We start from the raw sequence: 16,307 nt of genomic DNA on the forward strand, positions 1-16,307 counted from the left end.
GCATAAGGATTTTTCTTATTTTAATTTAAATACCATCGCTTCATATGGACGTAATACAATGTTATCTATTAATCCACTCTCTACGTCGTAATTGTGTATTAATAACTCTGATTCACTATAACTAATGTCCTTAGGCAATTCAAATACACATTCTTCCGCCGTAAAGTTTGCAATAACAAGAAGTTTTTCTTCTTCATATGTTCTTACGTATGCAAAAATAGAAGGATTATTATCTAATATTAAATCATATGATCCGTACACAACTATTTCATTATTTTTGCGTAGGTCAATTAATTTTTTATAGTAATAAAAAATTGAATCTTTATTTTGGATTGCTTGTTTCACATTGATTTCTTTGTAGTTAGGGTTTACCGTAATCCAAGGCTCACCTGTTGTGAATCCAGCATGTTCTTTATCATTCCACTGCATCGGTGTTCTAGCATTATCTCGGCCTTTTATATAAATAGACTGCATCACTTTATCTATATCTTCACCGCACTCTATCACTTTTTCCTTATACATATTTAACGTTTCAATATCTCGATATTCATCAATCGAATCAAATCGAACGTTCGTCATTCCGATTTCTTCTCCTTGATAAATATACGGTGTTCCTTTCATCATATGAAGCACCGTCGCTAACATTTTCGCAGATTCAATGCGATACATTCCATCATTACCAAAACGAGATACAACGCGTGGCTGATCATGGTTATTCCAATACAGGCTATTCCACCCTGTATGCTCTAATGCTTTTTGCCACTTCGTTAAATTCTCTTTTAAAGTATGAAGTGAGCATGGTTTTACATCCCATTTTCCGCCTTCTCCCGAATCTAAATCCATATGTTCAAATTGGAATACCATCTGCAGTTCTTTTCGTTCTTCTCCAGTATACATTTTCGCTTCTTCTGTCGTTACACCAGGCATTTCACCAACCGTCATAATATCATAATGAGACAATACTTCTTCATTCATTTCATGTAAATATTTATGAATGTTTGGACCGTTCATAAAATGCTTATGACCTGAAACATACCCCTCTTCTTCGGTTTCAACAGCTGGTAATCCCTCTTCTTTAGAAATAAAATTAATAACATCCATACGGAAGCCATCAATTCCTTTTTCTAACCAAAACTTCATCATTTCATAAACATCTTGTCTTACCTTTTCATTATCCCAATTTAAATCCGGCTGTTTTTTAGAAAACAGATGTAAATAATATTCATCTGTCATTTCATCATACTTCCATGCAGATCCACTAAAAGCTGCTCCCCAGTTGTTCGGCTCTTTTCCTTCTTTTCCAGGACGCCATATATAGTAGTCTCTATATTTATTATCTTTTGATTTACGTGATTCAATAAACCAATTATGTTCATCAGAAGTATGGTTAACAACTAAGTCCATCATAAGTTTCATATTACGTTCATGCATTTCATGTAATAGCTCATCCCAATCTTCCATTGTTCCGAACTCATTCATAATTTTACAATAATCACTTATATCATAACCATTATCATCATTTGGAGATTCATAGACCGGTGATAACCAAATGACATCAATCCCTAATTCTTTTAAGTAATCTAGCTTTGAAATAATCCCACGAAGATCCCCAATACCATCACCGTTACTATCCATAAAGCTACGAGGATAAATTTGATATACTACACTTTCTTTCCACCACTGTTTTTCCATTATGCTACCCCATTTCATTAATAATTCGATTTTCTTTGTTTTAAGGCGCAAACGTTTTCATTAATGAATGATAACAGATTCTATCTTAATTTAAAATAGCGCTTACAACTTTTATTCTTATTTTTCTAAGAAAACATATGCAAATTACTAATATTCCTCTAATAAATGAAAACGTTTTATTTTTTTGTTTATTTTTTGAATCTATTAGTTTATAATGAACTCAAAGAAAACGTTTGCATAATTTTTTCTAGGGGGCAATACCATGGCAGAATTGAAATTAGAAAACATTTATAAAATATATGATAATAATGTAACAGCTGTAACAGATTTTAATTTACACATTCAAGATAAAGAGTTTATCGTATTTGTCGGTCCTTCTGGATGCGGAAAATCTACAACATTACGAATGGTGGCTGGACTTGAAGATATTTCAAAAGGAGAGTTTTCAATTGATGGTAAGCTAATGAATGATGTCCCTCCAAAAGATCGCGATATCGCAATGGTCTTCCAAAACTATGCTTTATATCCACATATGAGCGTGTATGATAATATGGCATTTGGATTAAAACTTAGAAAAATACCAAAAGATGAAATCGATCATCGTGTGAAAGATGCAGCAAAAATTTTAGGACTGGAACAATATTTAGATAGAAAACCGAAAGCGTTATCTGGTGGACAACGTCAACGTGTTGCGTTAGGGAGAGCGATTGTTCGAGACGCGAAAGTATTCTTAATGGATGAGCCTTTATCCAACTTAGACGCTAAATTACGTGTTGCAATGCGCTCAGAAATTTCTAAATTACATCACCGTCTTGGAACGACAACAATTTACGTAACACATGATCAAACAGAAGCAATGACAATGGCTTCACGTCTCGTTGTTATGAAAGACGGAAAGATTCAACAAATCGGAACTCCAAAAGAAGTATATGAAACACCTGAAAATATTTTCGTTGGTGGATTTATTGGCTCTCCAGCAATGAATTTCTTCCGTGGTAAATTGACTGAAACCGATTTCGTTATAGATAATTCATTAAAAGTCAAAGTAACTGAAGGAAAAATGAAGATGTTACGTGAACAAGGCTATGTAAATAAGGAAATTGTTTTAGGTATTCGTCCTGAAGACATTCATGATGAACTATTATTTTTAGAAGCTTCACAATCTACTGCCTTCACAACAAAAATCGAAGTTGCTGAGTTACTAGGTGCTGAATCTATTTTATATATGAAACTTGGAGATCAAGATTTTGCAGCACGTGTTGATGCAAGACATACATTTTCACCTGGAGATCAAATTAAACTAGCATTTGATATGAATAAAGCACATTTCTTTGATAATCAAACTGAACAACGTATTCGCTAAAAAATAATTTTCCTCTGTATAACATACAAAAAAACCGTCCACATACTTTGAGGGCGGTTTTCATTATTATACGAGGGCTTCTACTGTATGAAATGATTGTCCTTTCGTGCCAATAATACCGAAAATCGGTAAGTCACTCAGCACCACTTCTTCTTGCTGTTTCATAAAAGATGACGTTAATTGTTTTATCTCTATCCAAACGTCATTAATACAAAGTACATTGGAATCGTTCTCTTGTTGGCGAGAAAAAATAGAATCTATTTTATATAAACCAGCATTTTGAAAAAGCATATCAATGCGACTAAATGCATTCAAAGTAATACTGATAACGCGTTGCCAATCTCCTTGCTTTCCCATATCATAGGATACAAAAAGTGCTTCTCCGCCTAGATTCGTAATTTCTTCCACTGTTGCTTGTCCACTTTCTTGATCAATGTCCGTCACAATTACTTTTGCGCCTTGTTTAGCCAACAAAAGAGCTGTATTACGTCCAATACCGATGCCACCGCCAGTTACGATAGCAACTTTTCCTGCAAGCTTCATTTTCATTACCCCTTCTGTAAGTCTTACCGTCATTCAGTATACTCCTTTATGAGATTAGTCTGCAAGCAAGAAAAGTTGCTTATTAATTTGTAAGCGATTACTTTTTTACTCCTTCTTTTTTCTTACTATTACGCTGATCGAAAACTAAACCGATGAAAATTAAAATCCCCCAAAAGATTACGCTACCCCCAGTCATTTCAATTTCCCCCTTATTATATAAAGATATTATTTTAATCATTGTAACATTTTCTTAATTTTCAATCTATTGAAATCAAAAATGATATGGATTAACTTTTTCTTATTATATATCCTTTAAAATATATTTATATAATTAAAAAAGACCTTCTTATTTTATGTATAAAAAGGTCTCTGTTTTATTATACAAGACTTATCACTTTTGTTTTTGTAATTAAATCTTGAAAACCACAATTATCTTTGCGGAATAACATCATATATACGTTACATAATATCGGAATTCCAAGTAGCAATATGTTCGGTAATAACAATACAAAAAATCTTATAATTAATGTTTGTAATGTTAACTTTTCACTCTTCAATGAAATTAATTTTATTCTCGTTACCTTTTTACCAAGTGTAACACCGTTCCAAATAAAGGGTACCAAAATAAAATATATCGCCATTAATATAAAAACTACTGCGAGATCATATCTATAATCACCAAAACTAATATTAAAGCGATTAAAAATAGCACTATAATTTCCGGTCATAATAGCTACTACTGCACCATACATAACCGAGATTAAAAACATGTCAATTAGGGAAGCACCTATGCGATTCATTACAAGCGCTGGACGATGCATCTTTAACTTCATTTTATGTCGACTCCTTCATATCCTTCTTTACCCATCTCATCGTACCACTTCTAAAAAACATTGTAAACTAGCGTTTCTCTTACTTTTCTTGTACAATGTGTTACAACAGCATTGTAAAGGAGGTTCCCATATTGAAAAAATGGATAATCCTATTCGTCGCATTCCTATTAGCCGGTTGTGCTGGAAATACAAATCATATAACTTATACGATTAACGATGAATACGAACTCATACGTACTTCTGGAAATGCATTTGAACTTTTCCCATCGCAAGATGCTGTATATGCCACACAATACATTCCTGCAAAAATTACAGACATAGCTTGGGATGATAAATACATTATTGCAAAACAAATTGAGGAAAAGTCAGATCCGAATAACCCTGACGGAGCAATTGCAAATAAAAAAAGTGAGCATTATTGGATTATTGACGTAAAGCATAATAAACGTTTTGGTCCTTATAATGAAAAGCAATTTAATGAACAAAAAGATGCATTTAAAATTAAGGTACCTTTTCAAAATGTAGATTCATACATAAAAGAAAAGAAAAAACAGTCAGCATAATATTTTTAACGCTGACTGTTTTTTCTTTTATGTTTTTAAAAATCCCCTACTCAGAAAGTGAGATATTAAAAGTTTGTGCCTCTTTTACAACATCTTGCGTTTCTGTATCTGCTGCGACTACATTATCTGTTGTAAACTTAATATCCTTTACCTTTTCTTTTCCATCATCAAGTATTAAGCCGATAATACCATCTCTTGTTTCACCAGGCTTATAGTCTTCCCTTGATACATTTTTTGTACCAACGAGCGTATCTTCATCATATAAAAAGTTTTGAGTTGCTACTTTAAAATGTTGCTTATCATTAATCGTAACATCATTCATAGAGAAAAATTGCATATTTTTATTCCCGCTATTTTCCACCTTATATGTAATTTCAACGTAACGAATCGTATCACTAATCTCTGTACCACTTATCGATGCATATAACTCCGCATCTTCTTGACTTACTTTATCTCCTAATCTACGCTTTACTTCTTCAGGAGTTAATGCCGTAAATACTTTTAATGCATTTTTTGCATCTTTACTCATCTGCGATAAAGAGATTACTTTTACATCTTGTATGTGAATTTTCATTAGTGCTACTTCAAATGTTTGATTTACAGATTGAATCTGTTCTAACTTAAAAGTACCCCACCCTGTTTCTTTCACTTTTTGTCCTACTTTTTTCAGCTCACGCCCACCATATTCTTTTGTTTCAGGAATAGATTCTTTCTTCTTCGGTTCAACTTTCTTTTCTTCTTGATGGAAGCAACCACTTAACATAAGAAGAAAACTACATAAAACAAAAATATTTTTCCATGCTTTCATCATATAATTTCTCCTAACACTATCATTCATTAATATAAATTAGTCCTTTGCTTTGTAGACTATAGAAACAATGAGAATTCCACAAAAGGAACTTGTCAGTCCAGATACTATTATACCCCCTATTTGGAAAATATGAAAATAGGGATCTACTAATGCGTGAACGATAAATACTAGAGCTGCGAAAATGATTGCCGAAACCCAATACTTCCTTTTTTCTGAAGCTATCATAACATCTTTCCCTGTTTCATCTTTATACTTCCATAGTACGTATAATAGTAATAAGAAACCAACACATGTACTCCCGTGTTGCATATATTTATACACCGGGATACTATGTAATCCTCTTTGTAACAATGGTATCTTCGTAACAAAATAGCCTGTATTATGAGTAAATGCATCCCAAACGACATGCGTGAGCATACCAAATAAAGCAGAATAGCAAAATACAAAAAAATCCTTCCATGTATGAAGCCCCCACCTCTCATCTACTGCATATGCAAAATAGCCAGCAAATGGTTTAGGTAAATGTGTTATAAACGGCTTTTTTAAAATGTAATGATACATATATGCTAACAGAAATACAAGTGGTAAATTTAAATATAAGAATCCAAGCCATGTATGACCAATAACACCATACGGTCTAAAGTGTAAAAAATATTCAAAATCAGGCGCCATACTGCCTAATATAAGAGCCGTTACTGAAATATATTGAGAACGCTTTTTCACAAAAGGAAGAACTGCTGCTGGATGCGCAAATGTAAACGGCATGTTTTAACTCCTTTTCATATCTTCAATAGAATACCATCTATCATAACGAGAGAATTGATCTTGATGCAATATTTATTTTCACATTGGAATATGATAGTTTACATGTTATAATCCACATAAAATATTCAGAAAATAAGGAGAGGTTCACGTGTCATTAACACTTGCCTTTTTTCTCATTCTGCTTATCTTCTTTGTACTTACATACATCGGCTTTTTTCTGTGGAAGCACTTAAAAATTATAAAATATATGCCTGCTCTCGTTGGTTTTATAAGCGTTCTTTTTATTTTCATATGGAAGAGAATGACTTTAGGCTGGGAAGGTCTTGGCTTTGGCGCACTTCAATATACAATACTATTTGCAAGCTGTCTTACCCTTGTATTTGCTGCTTTTTTAGAATCAAAATCCGTTATGAATTGAGGTTTATATATTGATTGACGTACCCTTTTTAAAAAATGTCACATTAAAAAAAGAAAATATCCCTAGTTTTTCCGCATATCCTTACTGTCTACCCGCTATCCGAACTTTACAATCACTTGCCTTCCATCCAAATGTAACATTCATTATTGGAGAAAACGGAACGGGAAAATCAACATTACTCGAAGCAATTGCAATCGCTTTAGGATTTAATGCAGAAGGTGGAACGAAGAATTTCCGCTTTAGCACAAACGATTCACATTCATCTTTACATGAATACCTTCGAATTTCTAAAAGTTTCAATACACCAAACGACGGTTTCTTTCTTCGTGCTGAATCATTTTATAACGTTGCTTCTTATATTGATGAGATGGATGCTGATCTAGAAGCACGCGGGAATCCAGTTATTGACTCATATGGTGGTATCTCACTACACAAACAATCACACGGCGAATCATTCTTTTCCTTATTTATGAACCGTTTTTCAGGACAAGGTTTATACATTTTAGATGAGCCTGAGGCCGCTCTATCACCAATGAGGCAACTTTCCATGCTTATTCGAATGCACGAACTAGCGGAACAAGGTTCACAATTTGTTATCGCGACGCACTCTCCTATTTTAATGGCTTATCCTGAATCCACTATATATTCTTTAACACAAGAAGGGATTCATGAATCCACATTAGAAGAAACCGAGCATTACCAAACGACAAAACTTTTCTTTGAAAATCGTGATCGATTATTTCATCATTTATTTGATTCTTAATAAAAAAGAAGCAGCGATTGCTGCTTCTTTTTTATAGTGCTTCTATAAATAATGCTACCCCAATACCGCCACCGACGCATAGAGAAGCAATTCCTTTTTCTAAACCGCGTCTCTTCAATTCATGAATTAAACTTACAGTAATACGAGCTCCTGTACAACCGATTGGATGTCCAAGTCCTACACCGCTACCGTTTACATTCACTTTTTCACGGTCTAAACCTAATTCTTTCTCTACAGCTAGGTATTGAGCCGCGAAAGCTTCATTAATTTCCAGTAAATCAGCATCTTCTAATGACCAATCTACTTTTTCTAACCCTTTACGAATTGCTGGTGCTGGTCCAATACCCATAATTTTCGGATCTACTCCAGCTACTGAATATCCAACAATTCTAGCTAACGGTTGTAAGCCTTTTTCTTTCGCTTTTTCTTCGCTCATTAATACTAGAACCGCACTTCCATCATTAAGGCCAGATGCATTCCCTGCCGTTACAGATCCATCTTTACGGAAAGCTGGTTTTAATCCTGCTAATTTTTCCGCTGTAATATCTGCACGTGGATGTTCATCCTTCGAAAATACTATTTCTTTTCTACGTTCTTTTATCGTAATAGGAACAATTTGCTCGTCAAAATATCCAGACTCGATGGCTTGCAGTGCCAATGTATGACTACGAAGCGCAACTTCATCTTGTTCCTCTCTTGTAATTTCATATTGGTCAACTAAATTTTCAGCCGTTTCACCCATCATAATATGATGAATCGGATCTTCTAGTACTTCCCACACCGTATCACGAATTTCTCCGTGCTGTAGACGTTGTCCCCAGCGGTGCTGTTTTAATGCATAAGGGCTTGAACTCATTGCTTCTACTCCACCTGCAATAACAACATCACTTACACCTAATTGAATTTGCATTGCAGCTGACATAATTGCTTGCATACCTGAAGAACATTGGCGTTGGATTGTATAACCCGTAACTGTGTCAGGAAATCCTGCCGCTAATGCAGCTGTTCTTGCAGTATTTGCTTCATCAGTTCTTTGAATACAATGACCTAAAATTACTTCATCAACTTCGTGTGGTTCTACCCCGCCTCGTTTTACAGCTTCCTGAAGTACAGGAACCGCTAATTCTACTGGCGTTACATTTTTTAGCGCTCCTCCAAAAGTTCCAATTGGCGAACGAACTGCAGCTGTAATAACAACATTATGCATTTTGCACTTGCCCCTCTCTTATGTACCCTAGTCAGTTTTTAGGTGAAATTCCATAAGATGTATGTCTGCATCTATCATACTATAAACATACTAAAAAATCAAAATATTTAATATAATAAAAATAGAAGGAATTAACCTTCTATTCTGTTAATGCATATAAAAATTTTTGTGAAATTTTCTCTGTCGTTTCATTCAATTTTGGTAACTTATCTACCGGAAAATATTGAAGCTTCAATCCCTCATGATCAAGCCTTAATTCTCCACTCACATGATGCCCCTGATACAGATGAATAACATTAAAAATTTCATCCCCATTAGGATAACGGAAATATACTTCCTTTCCTGATAAGACACCTAGAAATTGCATTATTTTTGCAGTTAATCCCGTCTCCTCGAATAATTCTCGGCGAGCAGTTTCTTCCGTCGTTTCTCCTAGTTCCATCGCGCCGCCAGGTACACCCCAATCATATGTATCTGAACGATATTGAAGCAATACTTCCTGATTATCATTTAGTATAATTATTGCTGATCCAACGAGAATAAGTGGTCTTGTCCCAACAACTTTGCGTAACTCTTCAATATACCCCATTATGTAAATTCTCCTTTCCTCACCCTCCCTTATCATAACAAAATTCTTCTCCTTTTGTTGATGTAATTTCCAAGAAAAAAAAGGAAGCTTTCGCTTCCTTTTTTCCATTTTTATTTCTTAAAACTTTCATATTTTACAGCTTCAAAAGCTTCTTCAATTTCATCATTACGATAATGAACGTATGTAAAACGCCCTAATTCTACTAATCTTGCTATTTCTTGTAACGCTTTATGTTGCTCATATGTTTCCTCCAGCTTAATATGTACATAAAACTTCATTAATGGATGTTCATATAAAGGTTCTCCCACCTCTACATATACATCTTCAACCCCTTGTACAACTCTTACATAACTCGCAAATTGATAAAGTGCTTCTCTGTCTGAAACGATTTTTAATGTATACATATATTCTCCCCCTTTTCTTTACTATATCAAAAAGATGACCACACCATGTTATAGAACTATGAAATTTTTTCGACTTGTAATAAACAAGGCTTTTATCCATACATAGGGTCTTTTCCCAACATATATTATAGAAAGAATTTTTTCAGTTGAGGTGTTCCTTATGGATCCATACGTCAATATATGTATTTGCATTACTCCAGGCGCCGATATTTCTGATGACCGTATCGCAAAAGATTTAGCAGTTGCAGAATCAATTTGGCACCCCATTACATTTCAAATTAAAGACGTAATTATTTTAAATGAACTTTTTCGTTTTTCTGACCGTGAAATTAGTTATAAAAATTCTATTCAAAGTCAGGAAAAATTAGCATCCTTTTTCCAAACATGTGTAAATGAAGCTCCTGAATGCGACCTTTACATTTGTTATATTGGCAGTGATTATTTCAAAGAAACAGCCGTAATTGCCTGCGCGTACTCTTTAGCCAAACAACAGCAACTTACTGGTTATATCGTTTTAACAAATTCGGCTGCTCCCATGAAAAATATATATACGCTCGCTCACGAAGTCGGTCATATTTTATTTACAAGACGTGTTCACGGAAAACTTACTCACGCAGATCCTCATTCCCCAACTGGCTCGGAGCACCATCCTTCTCCAACAAATCTTATGTACCCTATCGTACCTCGTCCTGAAAACGTCCATATTCAATCCTTATTAACAAACGAACAAAAAGCACTCTCTTTACAAAGTTCTTTATTACAAAGAAAAAAACAGTAACTGTCATGTTACTGTTTAAAACAATTTATTCCAATTAATAAACGATATACCGGCTGCAAAGGATACACTATACACCTAAAACGAATCCCTCTAAAAATCAAAATATAGTATTTCTTTGGAAATAATTTTTTGTATATCCAGAGCAGCCACTTTTTTGAAATACTAGTTTACACTTTTTCTCTCTTCAATTTTTAAAGACCATCTCATTAACCCATATATACTTCCATACATAAGTAATATCTTTGCAATTCCCCAAAATACATTTTTTTCTTCTAATCCTTTAAATATAAACATAATCGCTAAAGGAACAATTAGCACCAAAACACCCATCCAACCAAGGACATACACTTCTCCAACGAAAAGTAATAAAAAGATACTTGCTGCTAATATATATGTTTGCATTGTCGATAATTGCAAAATAGGTGTACCGTACCATTTATCAACAAACATCAATAATACTAATAATAAAATGGGAACCATTACTATTATGTAAATAATTCCGAACTCTACAAATTTATTTTTAAAAGAAGACATTCTAAACGCAACAATGGTTCCAATAATCGTAATGATTAAGACGATAGGATAGCCAATTAACTGTATATTCGTTAGTGTAAATTGCTGATTTGGATTATTAAATAAAATATGAGTTAATATCCAATACCCGCCAATACCAATTATCATCGCAAGAATACTCTTTATACTCCCACCTTTATCCTTCTCCATCTCTTTCGCCAATTCTTCCGCATACTCTTTTGGTGAATCACCAAATATATCCGTTACCGTCTTTCCCTCTTTCTCACCTTCTATTAAATGAAGCTCTGCATCTTCTATAAAAGCGTCCACATCTTCTTCTTTCATTCCTTTTGTTATTAAATACACTTTCGTATCGATTAAAAACTTTTCTCCTTCTTTAGAAATCTGCATGATAACCCCTCCCTTATTTAACCACTTCTCTTCTATTCGTCTTCATCATAATTTCAAGGAAAATTAAAATAAACAAACTTCCGTATAAACATATAACTTGAAATAACATTGGCACGAGATCTTCTGATGTAAATGTTTTAAACAGTAACATAATCGAAAATGGAATAATTAAATATAAGTTTTTAAACCATCCTTCAAAATATATATTTATCGCTACTGTGATCATAAAAATAGCTCCAGCTAATATATAACTTTGCGTTTGGGTGAATGTAAACGTTTTGGTAGGATAGATTACATCTAATATCGTAACAGCCCCCATTAAAAACATTGGCGCTACCATAACTAAAAACCACATAGAAAACCACGTTTTTGTAAAGCTTGTTACGAAGGTCATTTTGCGAAGTAAAAAATTAGGACCTATAACAACTAAAATCAATGACAAACTATACCCAACGCACTGAATAAGTGAGATCTGTAATAATCCGTTATTCACTATTAGGATAGAAGCAATAATCCAAAACGATACGATATTCATTACTGTAAAACCAATTTGTCTCCACGTTTCCTGTCTATCTCTTTCCATTACTTTTACAAGTTCATTTGCATATTCTTTCGGTGAGCTTCCGAAAATATCTTCTACACTTTTCCCATCACTCTCACCCTCGATTAAATGAAGTTCTGCATCTTCTATAAAATTTTCAATATCGCTTTCTTTTACACCCTTTGCCACTAAAAATAATCTCATATCTAATAAAAACTTTCGTGCTTCACTTGATAACATTATTTTTTCTCCCCTTCCCCTCAAGTAGACGCTCTACACTACTTTGCATCGTTTCCCAGCGATCCATAAATTCATTAAGTGCTTCCTCGCCTTTTTCTGTTAATGTATAATATTTCCGCTTTGGACCAGATGGAGATTCCTTCATTACACTTGTTATTAATCCTTCCTTTTGCATTCGTATTAATAGCGGATAAATACTTCCCTCACTCGCCATAGTAAAGCCATACTTCGCTAGCTTTTCACTCATTTCATAACCGTATATTTCACCTTCAGAAATAATAGCAAGTAAGCATCCTTCTAAAATCCCTTTCAGCATTTGACTTGTCGACATAATTCAAATCCTCCCACTATCTTGTTTTACAAGATAGATAAGCGTAAGTATCTTGCTTTACAAAATAGTATAGCAGAGGCTATTTTGCAAAACAAGATAGCTAACAATATTTTTCCAAATCTTTGCAGGATTTTTATTATCTACTCTCTAAATAGAGCAATATGAGAATTTTATTACGAAGGGATGTTTTTCACCATGGTTACAAATCGAGTTGTCTTTTTAACAGGTGCTGCAAGCGGTATTGGTTATGAAATGGGAAACGCTTTCGCAAAAGAAGGTGCAAAAGTTGTCATTACCGATCGTCTTGAAGAACGTGCAAAAGAAGCTGCTGAACAATTACAAAAAGAAGGCTATCAAGCTATCGGTTTAAAATGTGATGTTACATCTGAAGAAGAAATTACCGCTGCAATTTCTCAAACCGTTACTCATTTCGGTTCATTACATATATTAATTAACAACGCAGGAATGCAGCACGTTTCACCAATTGAAGACTTTCCAACTGAAAAGTTTGAACTACTTATTAAAATTATGCAAATCGCTCCTTTTATCGCAATTAAGCATGCCTTCCCAATCATGAAAAAACAAAAGTATGGCCGAATTATTAATGTAGCCTCCATTAATGGCCTCGTTGGATTTGCAGGAAAATCCGCCTACAATAGCGCGAAGCATGGCGTAATCGGATTAACAAAAGTTGCCGCTTTAGAAGGCGCTACTCACGGAATTACCGTTAATGCGCTTTGTCCTGGTTATGTCGATACCCCACTTGTACGTAATCAACTACAAGATTTAGCTACTACACGAAATGTACCACTTGAAAATGTTTTAGAAGATGTTATTTATCCACTTGTACCACAAAAACGCTTATTGCAAGTACAAGAAATCTCTGATTATGCTATGTTTTTAGCAAGTGAAAAAGCAAGAGGTATAACTGGACAAGCCGTTGTTATCGATGGTGGTTATACTGCTCAATAAAGTGAAGGCTTTTACTGCCCATTAATGCGGGGTAAAAAATAAAGTTTGCTCACGAAGAGCAAACTTTATTTTACTTTCTATCACGAGGACCTTCCTACTTTAGTAATTGTTTAGGGAGTTTCTCGATTGCAACAATTACCCCATCTAATTTACTTTCAATACGATGGAGTAAATATAATGTTACAACAATCGGAAACCCTACATTACCTACCATCCTGATCCACTCTTCCATCTTTTCCGCCTCCTTCCATTATATAAATAAGAGAAAAGAAAACATTTAGGCATAAAAAAAACAAGCTATTATGTATTAGCTTGTCTTTCAAATAATGATGCAATTTCCCGTTTATAATCTCCGTGTATGATGCCGTTTTCAGTAATAATACCTGTAATTAATTCATTCGTTGTTACGTCAAATGCAGGATTATAAACATCAGTTCCAATTGGCGCCACTTGTTTTCCAAAAATTTTCGTAACTTCGGTTTCATCTCTTTCTTCAATAACAATTTCTGTACCTGTTTGTTTCGTAATATCAAACGTAGATAACGGAGCTGCAACGTAAAATGGAATATCGAAATAATTTGCTAATATAGCTAAATTCATTGTTCCGATTTTATTTGCTGTATCTCCATTTGCGACAATTCGGTCCGCTCCTACAATAATCGCGTTTATTTCTTTCGTTTGAATAGCATGAGCTGCCGTATTATCGGTAATAAGTGTTACATCAATATTTGCCTGTTTTAATTCCCAGGTCGTTAAACGCCCGCCTTGTAAAACCGGTCTCGTTTCACACGCATACGCATGTAAACGTACACCTTTTTCTTTCCCAATATAAAACGGTGCTAATGCAGTACCATATCTAGCAGTTGCAATGCTTCCAGCGTTACAAATTGTTAAAATGTGATCACCATCTTTAAAACATGTTAATGCATGTTCTCCAATACTCCGGCATACTGCTTCATCTTCTTGCTGAATGAGAAGCGCTTCTTCTTCTAATTTTTTTTGTGCTTCTTTTATTGTAGTAATTTCTCGAATTGATTCTCTCATACGATCGATTGCCCAAAATAAATTGACTGCTGTCGGGCGTGACGTTCCTAAATAATTACAATCTCTATTAAACTTCTTTTGAAATTCTTCCATATGTACAGTATTATATTTTTTTGATGCAAGTGCCAAGCCAAATGCAGCTACAATTCCAATTGCAGGTGCTCCTCGTACTTCTAGCATGACAATACTTTTCCATACCTCTTCAATCGTCGTTAATGTCTTGTATTCTGTACTATGCGGCAAATTTGTTTGATTTAATACTGCAATGGCATCACCTTTCCAACTGACAGATCTCGGAACCGTAACAATTGTACTCATGCTTTTATCCCTCCAGAAACTGTCTGTTGAAATAATGTTCGGAACAGTTGAATATCAGCACTCTTAGATTCATATTTTATTAGTTCTTTACCTAAGGATAACGCTTGTTTCTTAGCTTGAATTCTCGTTTCTTTATTTGCTATTCCATCTAAATCAGCTACATGCGCTAAGCCAATTGTTCTACGGATAAGCTCACATCCGGCAAATCCAACGGCATCTGTAAAAATATTTTGCAAAATAATTGGCAACCATTGTTTCTCTTTCGTATATGCTTCTACACCTTCTCCAATCCATAACTTCGTAAAAGCTTCTACAAAATAACTCCATGTTTTCTCAATATGGAAAAATAGCACACTTCTTTTTTCCTCTTCACGGGATAGTGCATTTAATAATAAATTTGCAATAAATTGGCCAAGATCAAATCCAAATGGACCATATGTTGCAAATTCTGGATCAATTACTTTCGTTTCAGCAGGGGATGAAAAAATACTACCAGTATGTAAATCACCATGAATAAGCGCTTCTTTTCTCGTTAAAAATTTATATTTATACTGTGCTACTTTTAATTTTAAATTTTTGTCACTCCATAGTTCATCCACCGCTAGTTGTAACTCTGGTTCATACTCATTCGTATCATAATGACTAAACGGATCTGTAAACACTAAATCTTCCGTGATTTTACTAAGATCTGGGTTTACAAATGCACCTTCTAGTACCCTTTTCTCTTCTGATTGTAAACCGAAATCTGAAGTATAAAACAACACATGTGCTAGAAAGCGACCAATATGTTGGGATAAAAGCGGGTACTCCTCTCCATCTATTAATCCTTTTCTTGCAATTATTAGCCTTGATAGATCTTCTATGACTGTTACTGCTAACTCTTCATCATGACTGTACACTACCGGCACATATTCCGGCACATACTTCGCAAAAATTTGTAATGCTTTACTTTCAATCGTCGCTCTTTTTATAGACAGTGGCCAGCTCTCACCAACTACTTTCGCATATGGCAGTGCTTGTTTTATTATAATAGACTTCTCTCCATCATCTAATTTGAACACGTAATTTAAATTTCCATCTCCAATTTCATGACAAACTACATTTGCTTTCTTTTCAAAATAACCGTGTTCTTTCGCATATTGTATAGCTGTCGTTTCAGTTAATGAATAATATCCCATCGTCTTCTCCCCCTTTTTTAATTCAGAGGT

General features: G+C 34.3%; 21 protein-coding genes and 1 pseudogene. 6 read left to right on the forward strand and 16 right to left on the reverse strand.

What is annotated here, in order from left to right:
* Window positions 1-15 precede the first annotated feature (15 nt).
* Entirely contained in the window at window positions 16-1,692 is a 1,677-nt protein-coding gene (gene malL, locus CER22_RS01310) for an oligo-1,6-glucosidase (protein ID WP_088608090.1), read from the reverse strand.
* A gap of 262 nt (window positions 1,693-1,954) precedes the next feature.
* On the opposite strand from malL, the gene CER22_RS01315 reads away from it, so the two are divergent.
* Window positions 1,955-3,055 (forward strand): ABC transporter ATP-binding protein, encoded by a 1,101-nt coding sequence (locus tag CER22_RS01315; protein WP_088608091.1) that lies wholly within the window; start codon window positions 1,955-1,957, stop codon window positions 3,053-3,055.
* A gap of 66 nt (window positions 3,056-3,121) precedes the next feature.
* Here CER22_RS01315 and CER22_RS01320 read toward each other — a convergent pair whose 3' ends face one another.
* The 3 genes from CER22_RS01320 to CER22_RS01330 all read right to left on the reverse strand — a co-directional run bounded on the left by CER22_RS01320 (window position 3,122) and on the right by CER22_RS01330 (window position 4,431).
* Window positions 3,122-3,631, reverse strand: coding sequence for an SDR family NAD(P)-dependent oxidoreductase (locus tag CER22_RS01320; RefSeq protein ID WP_087985103.1), 510 nt, complete (start codon window positions 3,629-3,631; stop codon window positions 3,122-3,124).
* A gap of 64 nt (window positions 3,632-3,695) precedes the next feature.
* Complete coding sequence (locus CER22_RS01325) at window positions 3,696-3,794, reverse strand: hypothetical protein (protein ID WP_000145657.1); 99 nt, start codon at window positions 3,792-3,794, stop codon at window positions 3,696-3,698.
* Between the two features lie 181 nt (window positions 3,795-3,975).
* Window positions 3,976-4,431 carry an RDD family protein gene (locus CER22_RS01330; protein ID WP_000769076.1) on the reverse strand — a complete coding sequence of 152 codons (456 nt, stop codon included), beginning with the start codon at window positions 4,429-4,431 and terminating at the stop codon, window positions 3,976-3,978.
* A 131-nt stretch (window positions 4,432-4,562) separates the two neighbouring features.
* Between CER22_RS01330 and CER22_RS01335 the strand changes: the two genes are divergently transcribed.
* Entirely contained in the window at window positions 4,563-4,994 is a 432-nt protein-coding gene (locus CER22_RS01335; RefSeq protein WP_000758773.1) for a DUF3997 domain-containing protein, read from the forward strand.
* 46 nt (window positions 4,995-5,040) lie between these two features.
* Here CER22_RS01335 and CER22_RS01340 read toward each other — a convergent pair whose 3' ends face one another.
* Entirely contained in the window at window positions 5,041-5,805 is a 765-nt protein-coding gene (locus tag CER22_RS01340) for a hypothetical protein (RefSeq protein ID WP_088608092.1), read from the reverse strand.
* Between the two features lie 36 nt (window positions 5,806-5,841).
* Complete coding sequence (locus CER22_RS01345) at window positions 5,842-6,570, reverse strand: DUF4184 family protein (RefSeq protein ID WP_088608093.1); 729 nt, start codon at window positions 6,568-6,570, stop codon at window positions 5,842-5,844.
* A gap of 148 nt (window positions 6,571-6,718) precedes the next feature.
* Between CER22_RS01345 and CER22_RS01350 the strand changes: the two genes are divergently transcribed.
* Together CER22_RS01350 and CER22_RS01355 are read left to right on the forward strand one after the other, a co-directional pair.
* Window positions 6,719-6,988 (forward strand): hypothetical protein, encoded by a 270-nt coding sequence (locus CER22_RS01350; protein ID WP_000059857.1) that lies wholly within the window; start codon window positions 6,719-6,721, stop codon window positions 6,986-6,988.
* A 10-nt stretch (window positions 6,989-6,998) separates the two neighbouring features.
* Window positions 6,999-7,751, forward strand: coding sequence for an AAA family ATPase (locus CER22_RS01355; protein WP_000567977.1), 753 nt, complete (start codon window positions 6,999-7,001; stop codon window positions 7,749-7,751).
* A 31-nt stretch (window positions 7,752-7,782) separates the two neighbouring features.
* On the opposite strand, the gene CER22_RS01360 is transcribed toward CER22_RS01355, so the two are convergent.
* From CER22_RS01360 to CER22_RS01370, 3 genes are all read right to left on the reverse strand, one after another.
* On the reverse strand, window positions 7,783-8,958 hold the full coding sequence (locus CER22_RS01360; RefSeq protein WP_000552069.1) for an acetyl-CoA C-acetyltransferase: 1,176 nt from the start codon (window positions 8,956-8,958) through the stop codon (window positions 7,783-7,785).
* Between the two features lie 139 nt (window positions 8,959-9,097).
* Window positions 9,098-9,547, reverse strand: a complete 450-nt coding sequence (locus CER22_RS01365) for an NUDIX hydrolase (protein WP_142293415.1) — start codon at window positions 9,545-9,547, stop codon at window positions 9,098-9,100.
* Between the two features lie 110 nt (window positions 9,548-9,657).
* Complete coding sequence (locus CER22_RS01370) at window positions 9,658-9,951, reverse strand: DUF3928 family protein (RefSeq protein WP_000288327.1); 294 nt, start codon at window positions 9,949-9,951, stop codon at window positions 9,658-9,660.
* A gap of 160 nt (window positions 9,952-10,111) precedes the next feature.
* Between CER22_RS01370 and CER22_RS01375 the strand changes: the two genes are divergently transcribed.
* Entirely contained in the window at window positions 10,112-10,729 is a 618-nt protein-coding gene (locus CER22_RS01375; RefSeq protein ID WP_087985107.1) for a DUF955 domain-containing protein, read from the forward strand.
* A 15-nt stretch (window positions 10,730-10,744) separates the two neighbouring features.
* Here CER22_RS01375 and CER22_RS34080 read toward each other — a convergent pair.
* From CER22_RS34080 to CER22_RS01395, 4 genes and pseudogenes are all read right to left on the reverse strand, one after another.
* A pseudogene (locus tag CER22_RS34080) lies at window positions 10,745-10,881 on the reverse strand (DNA-binding protein); the annotation flags it as partial.
* Window positions 10,882-10,891: 10 nt separating this feature from the next.
* Window positions 10,892-11,653: a DUF1129 domain-containing protein gene (locus CER22_RS01385; protein WP_088064332.1), complete on the reverse strand. Its 762-nt coding sequence runs from the start codon at window positions 11,651-11,653 to the stop codon at window positions 10,892-10,894.
* Window positions 11,654-11,666: 13 nt separating this feature from the next.
* The gene (locus CER22_RS01390) at window positions 11,667-12,434 is read right to left on the reverse strand and encodes a DUF1129 domain-containing protein (RefSeq protein WP_088608095.1); all 768 of its coding nucleotides are present in this window, start codon (window positions 12,432-12,434) and stop codon (window positions 11,667-11,669) included.
* Window positions 12,421-12,765, reverse strand: coding sequence for a PadR family transcriptional regulator (locus tag CER22_RS01395; RefSeq protein ID WP_088608096.1), 345 nt, complete (start codon window positions 12,763-12,765; stop codon window positions 12,421-12,423). The genes CER22_RS01390 and CER22_RS01395 overlap by 14 nt, the downstream gene beginning before the upstream one ends.
* 195 nt (window positions 12,766-12,960) lie before the next feature.
* Here CER22_RS01395 and CER22_RS01400 point away from each other — a divergent pair, with 195 nt between their 5' ends.
* Window positions 12,961-13,737, forward strand: a complete 777-nt coding sequence (locus tag CER22_RS01400; RefSeq protein WP_000258444.1) for a 3-hydroxybutyrate dehydrogenase — start codon at window positions 12,961-12,963, stop codon at window positions 13,735-13,737.
* A 94-nt stretch (window positions 13,738-13,831) separates the two neighbouring features.
* Here CER22_RS01400 and CER22_RS01405 read toward each other — a convergent pair whose 3' ends face one another.
* From CER22_RS01405 to mtnK, 3 genes are all read right to left on the reverse strand, one after another.
* Entirely contained in the window at window positions 13,832-13,969 is a 138-nt protein-coding gene (locus CER22_RS01405; RefSeq protein ID WP_000393345.1) for a YvrJ family protein, read from the reverse strand.
* A gap of 68 nt (window positions 13,970-14,037) precedes the next feature.
* Entirely contained in the window at window positions 14,038-15,099 is a 1,062-nt protein-coding gene (gene mtnA, locus CER22_RS01410) for an S-methyl-5-thioribose-1-phosphate isomerase (protein WP_088608097.1), read from the reverse strand.
* Window positions 15,096-16,277 carry an S-methyl-5-thioribose kinase gene (gene mtnK, locus CER22_RS01415; RefSeq protein WP_088608098.1) on the reverse strand — a complete coding sequence of 394 codons (1,182 nt, stop codon included), beginning with the start codon at window positions 16,275-16,277 and terminating at the stop codon, window positions 15,096-15,098. Before mtnK ends, mtnA begins: the two co-directional genes overlap by 4 nt.
* Between the last annotated feature and the right edge of the window lie 30 nt (window positions 16,278-16,307).

The organism is Bacillus sp. K2I17 (assembly GCF_002209985.1).
In the GTDB taxonomy this organism is placed as follows: Bacteria; Bacillota; Bacilli; order Bacillales; family Bacillaceae_G; genus Bacillus_A; species Bacillus_A wiedmannii.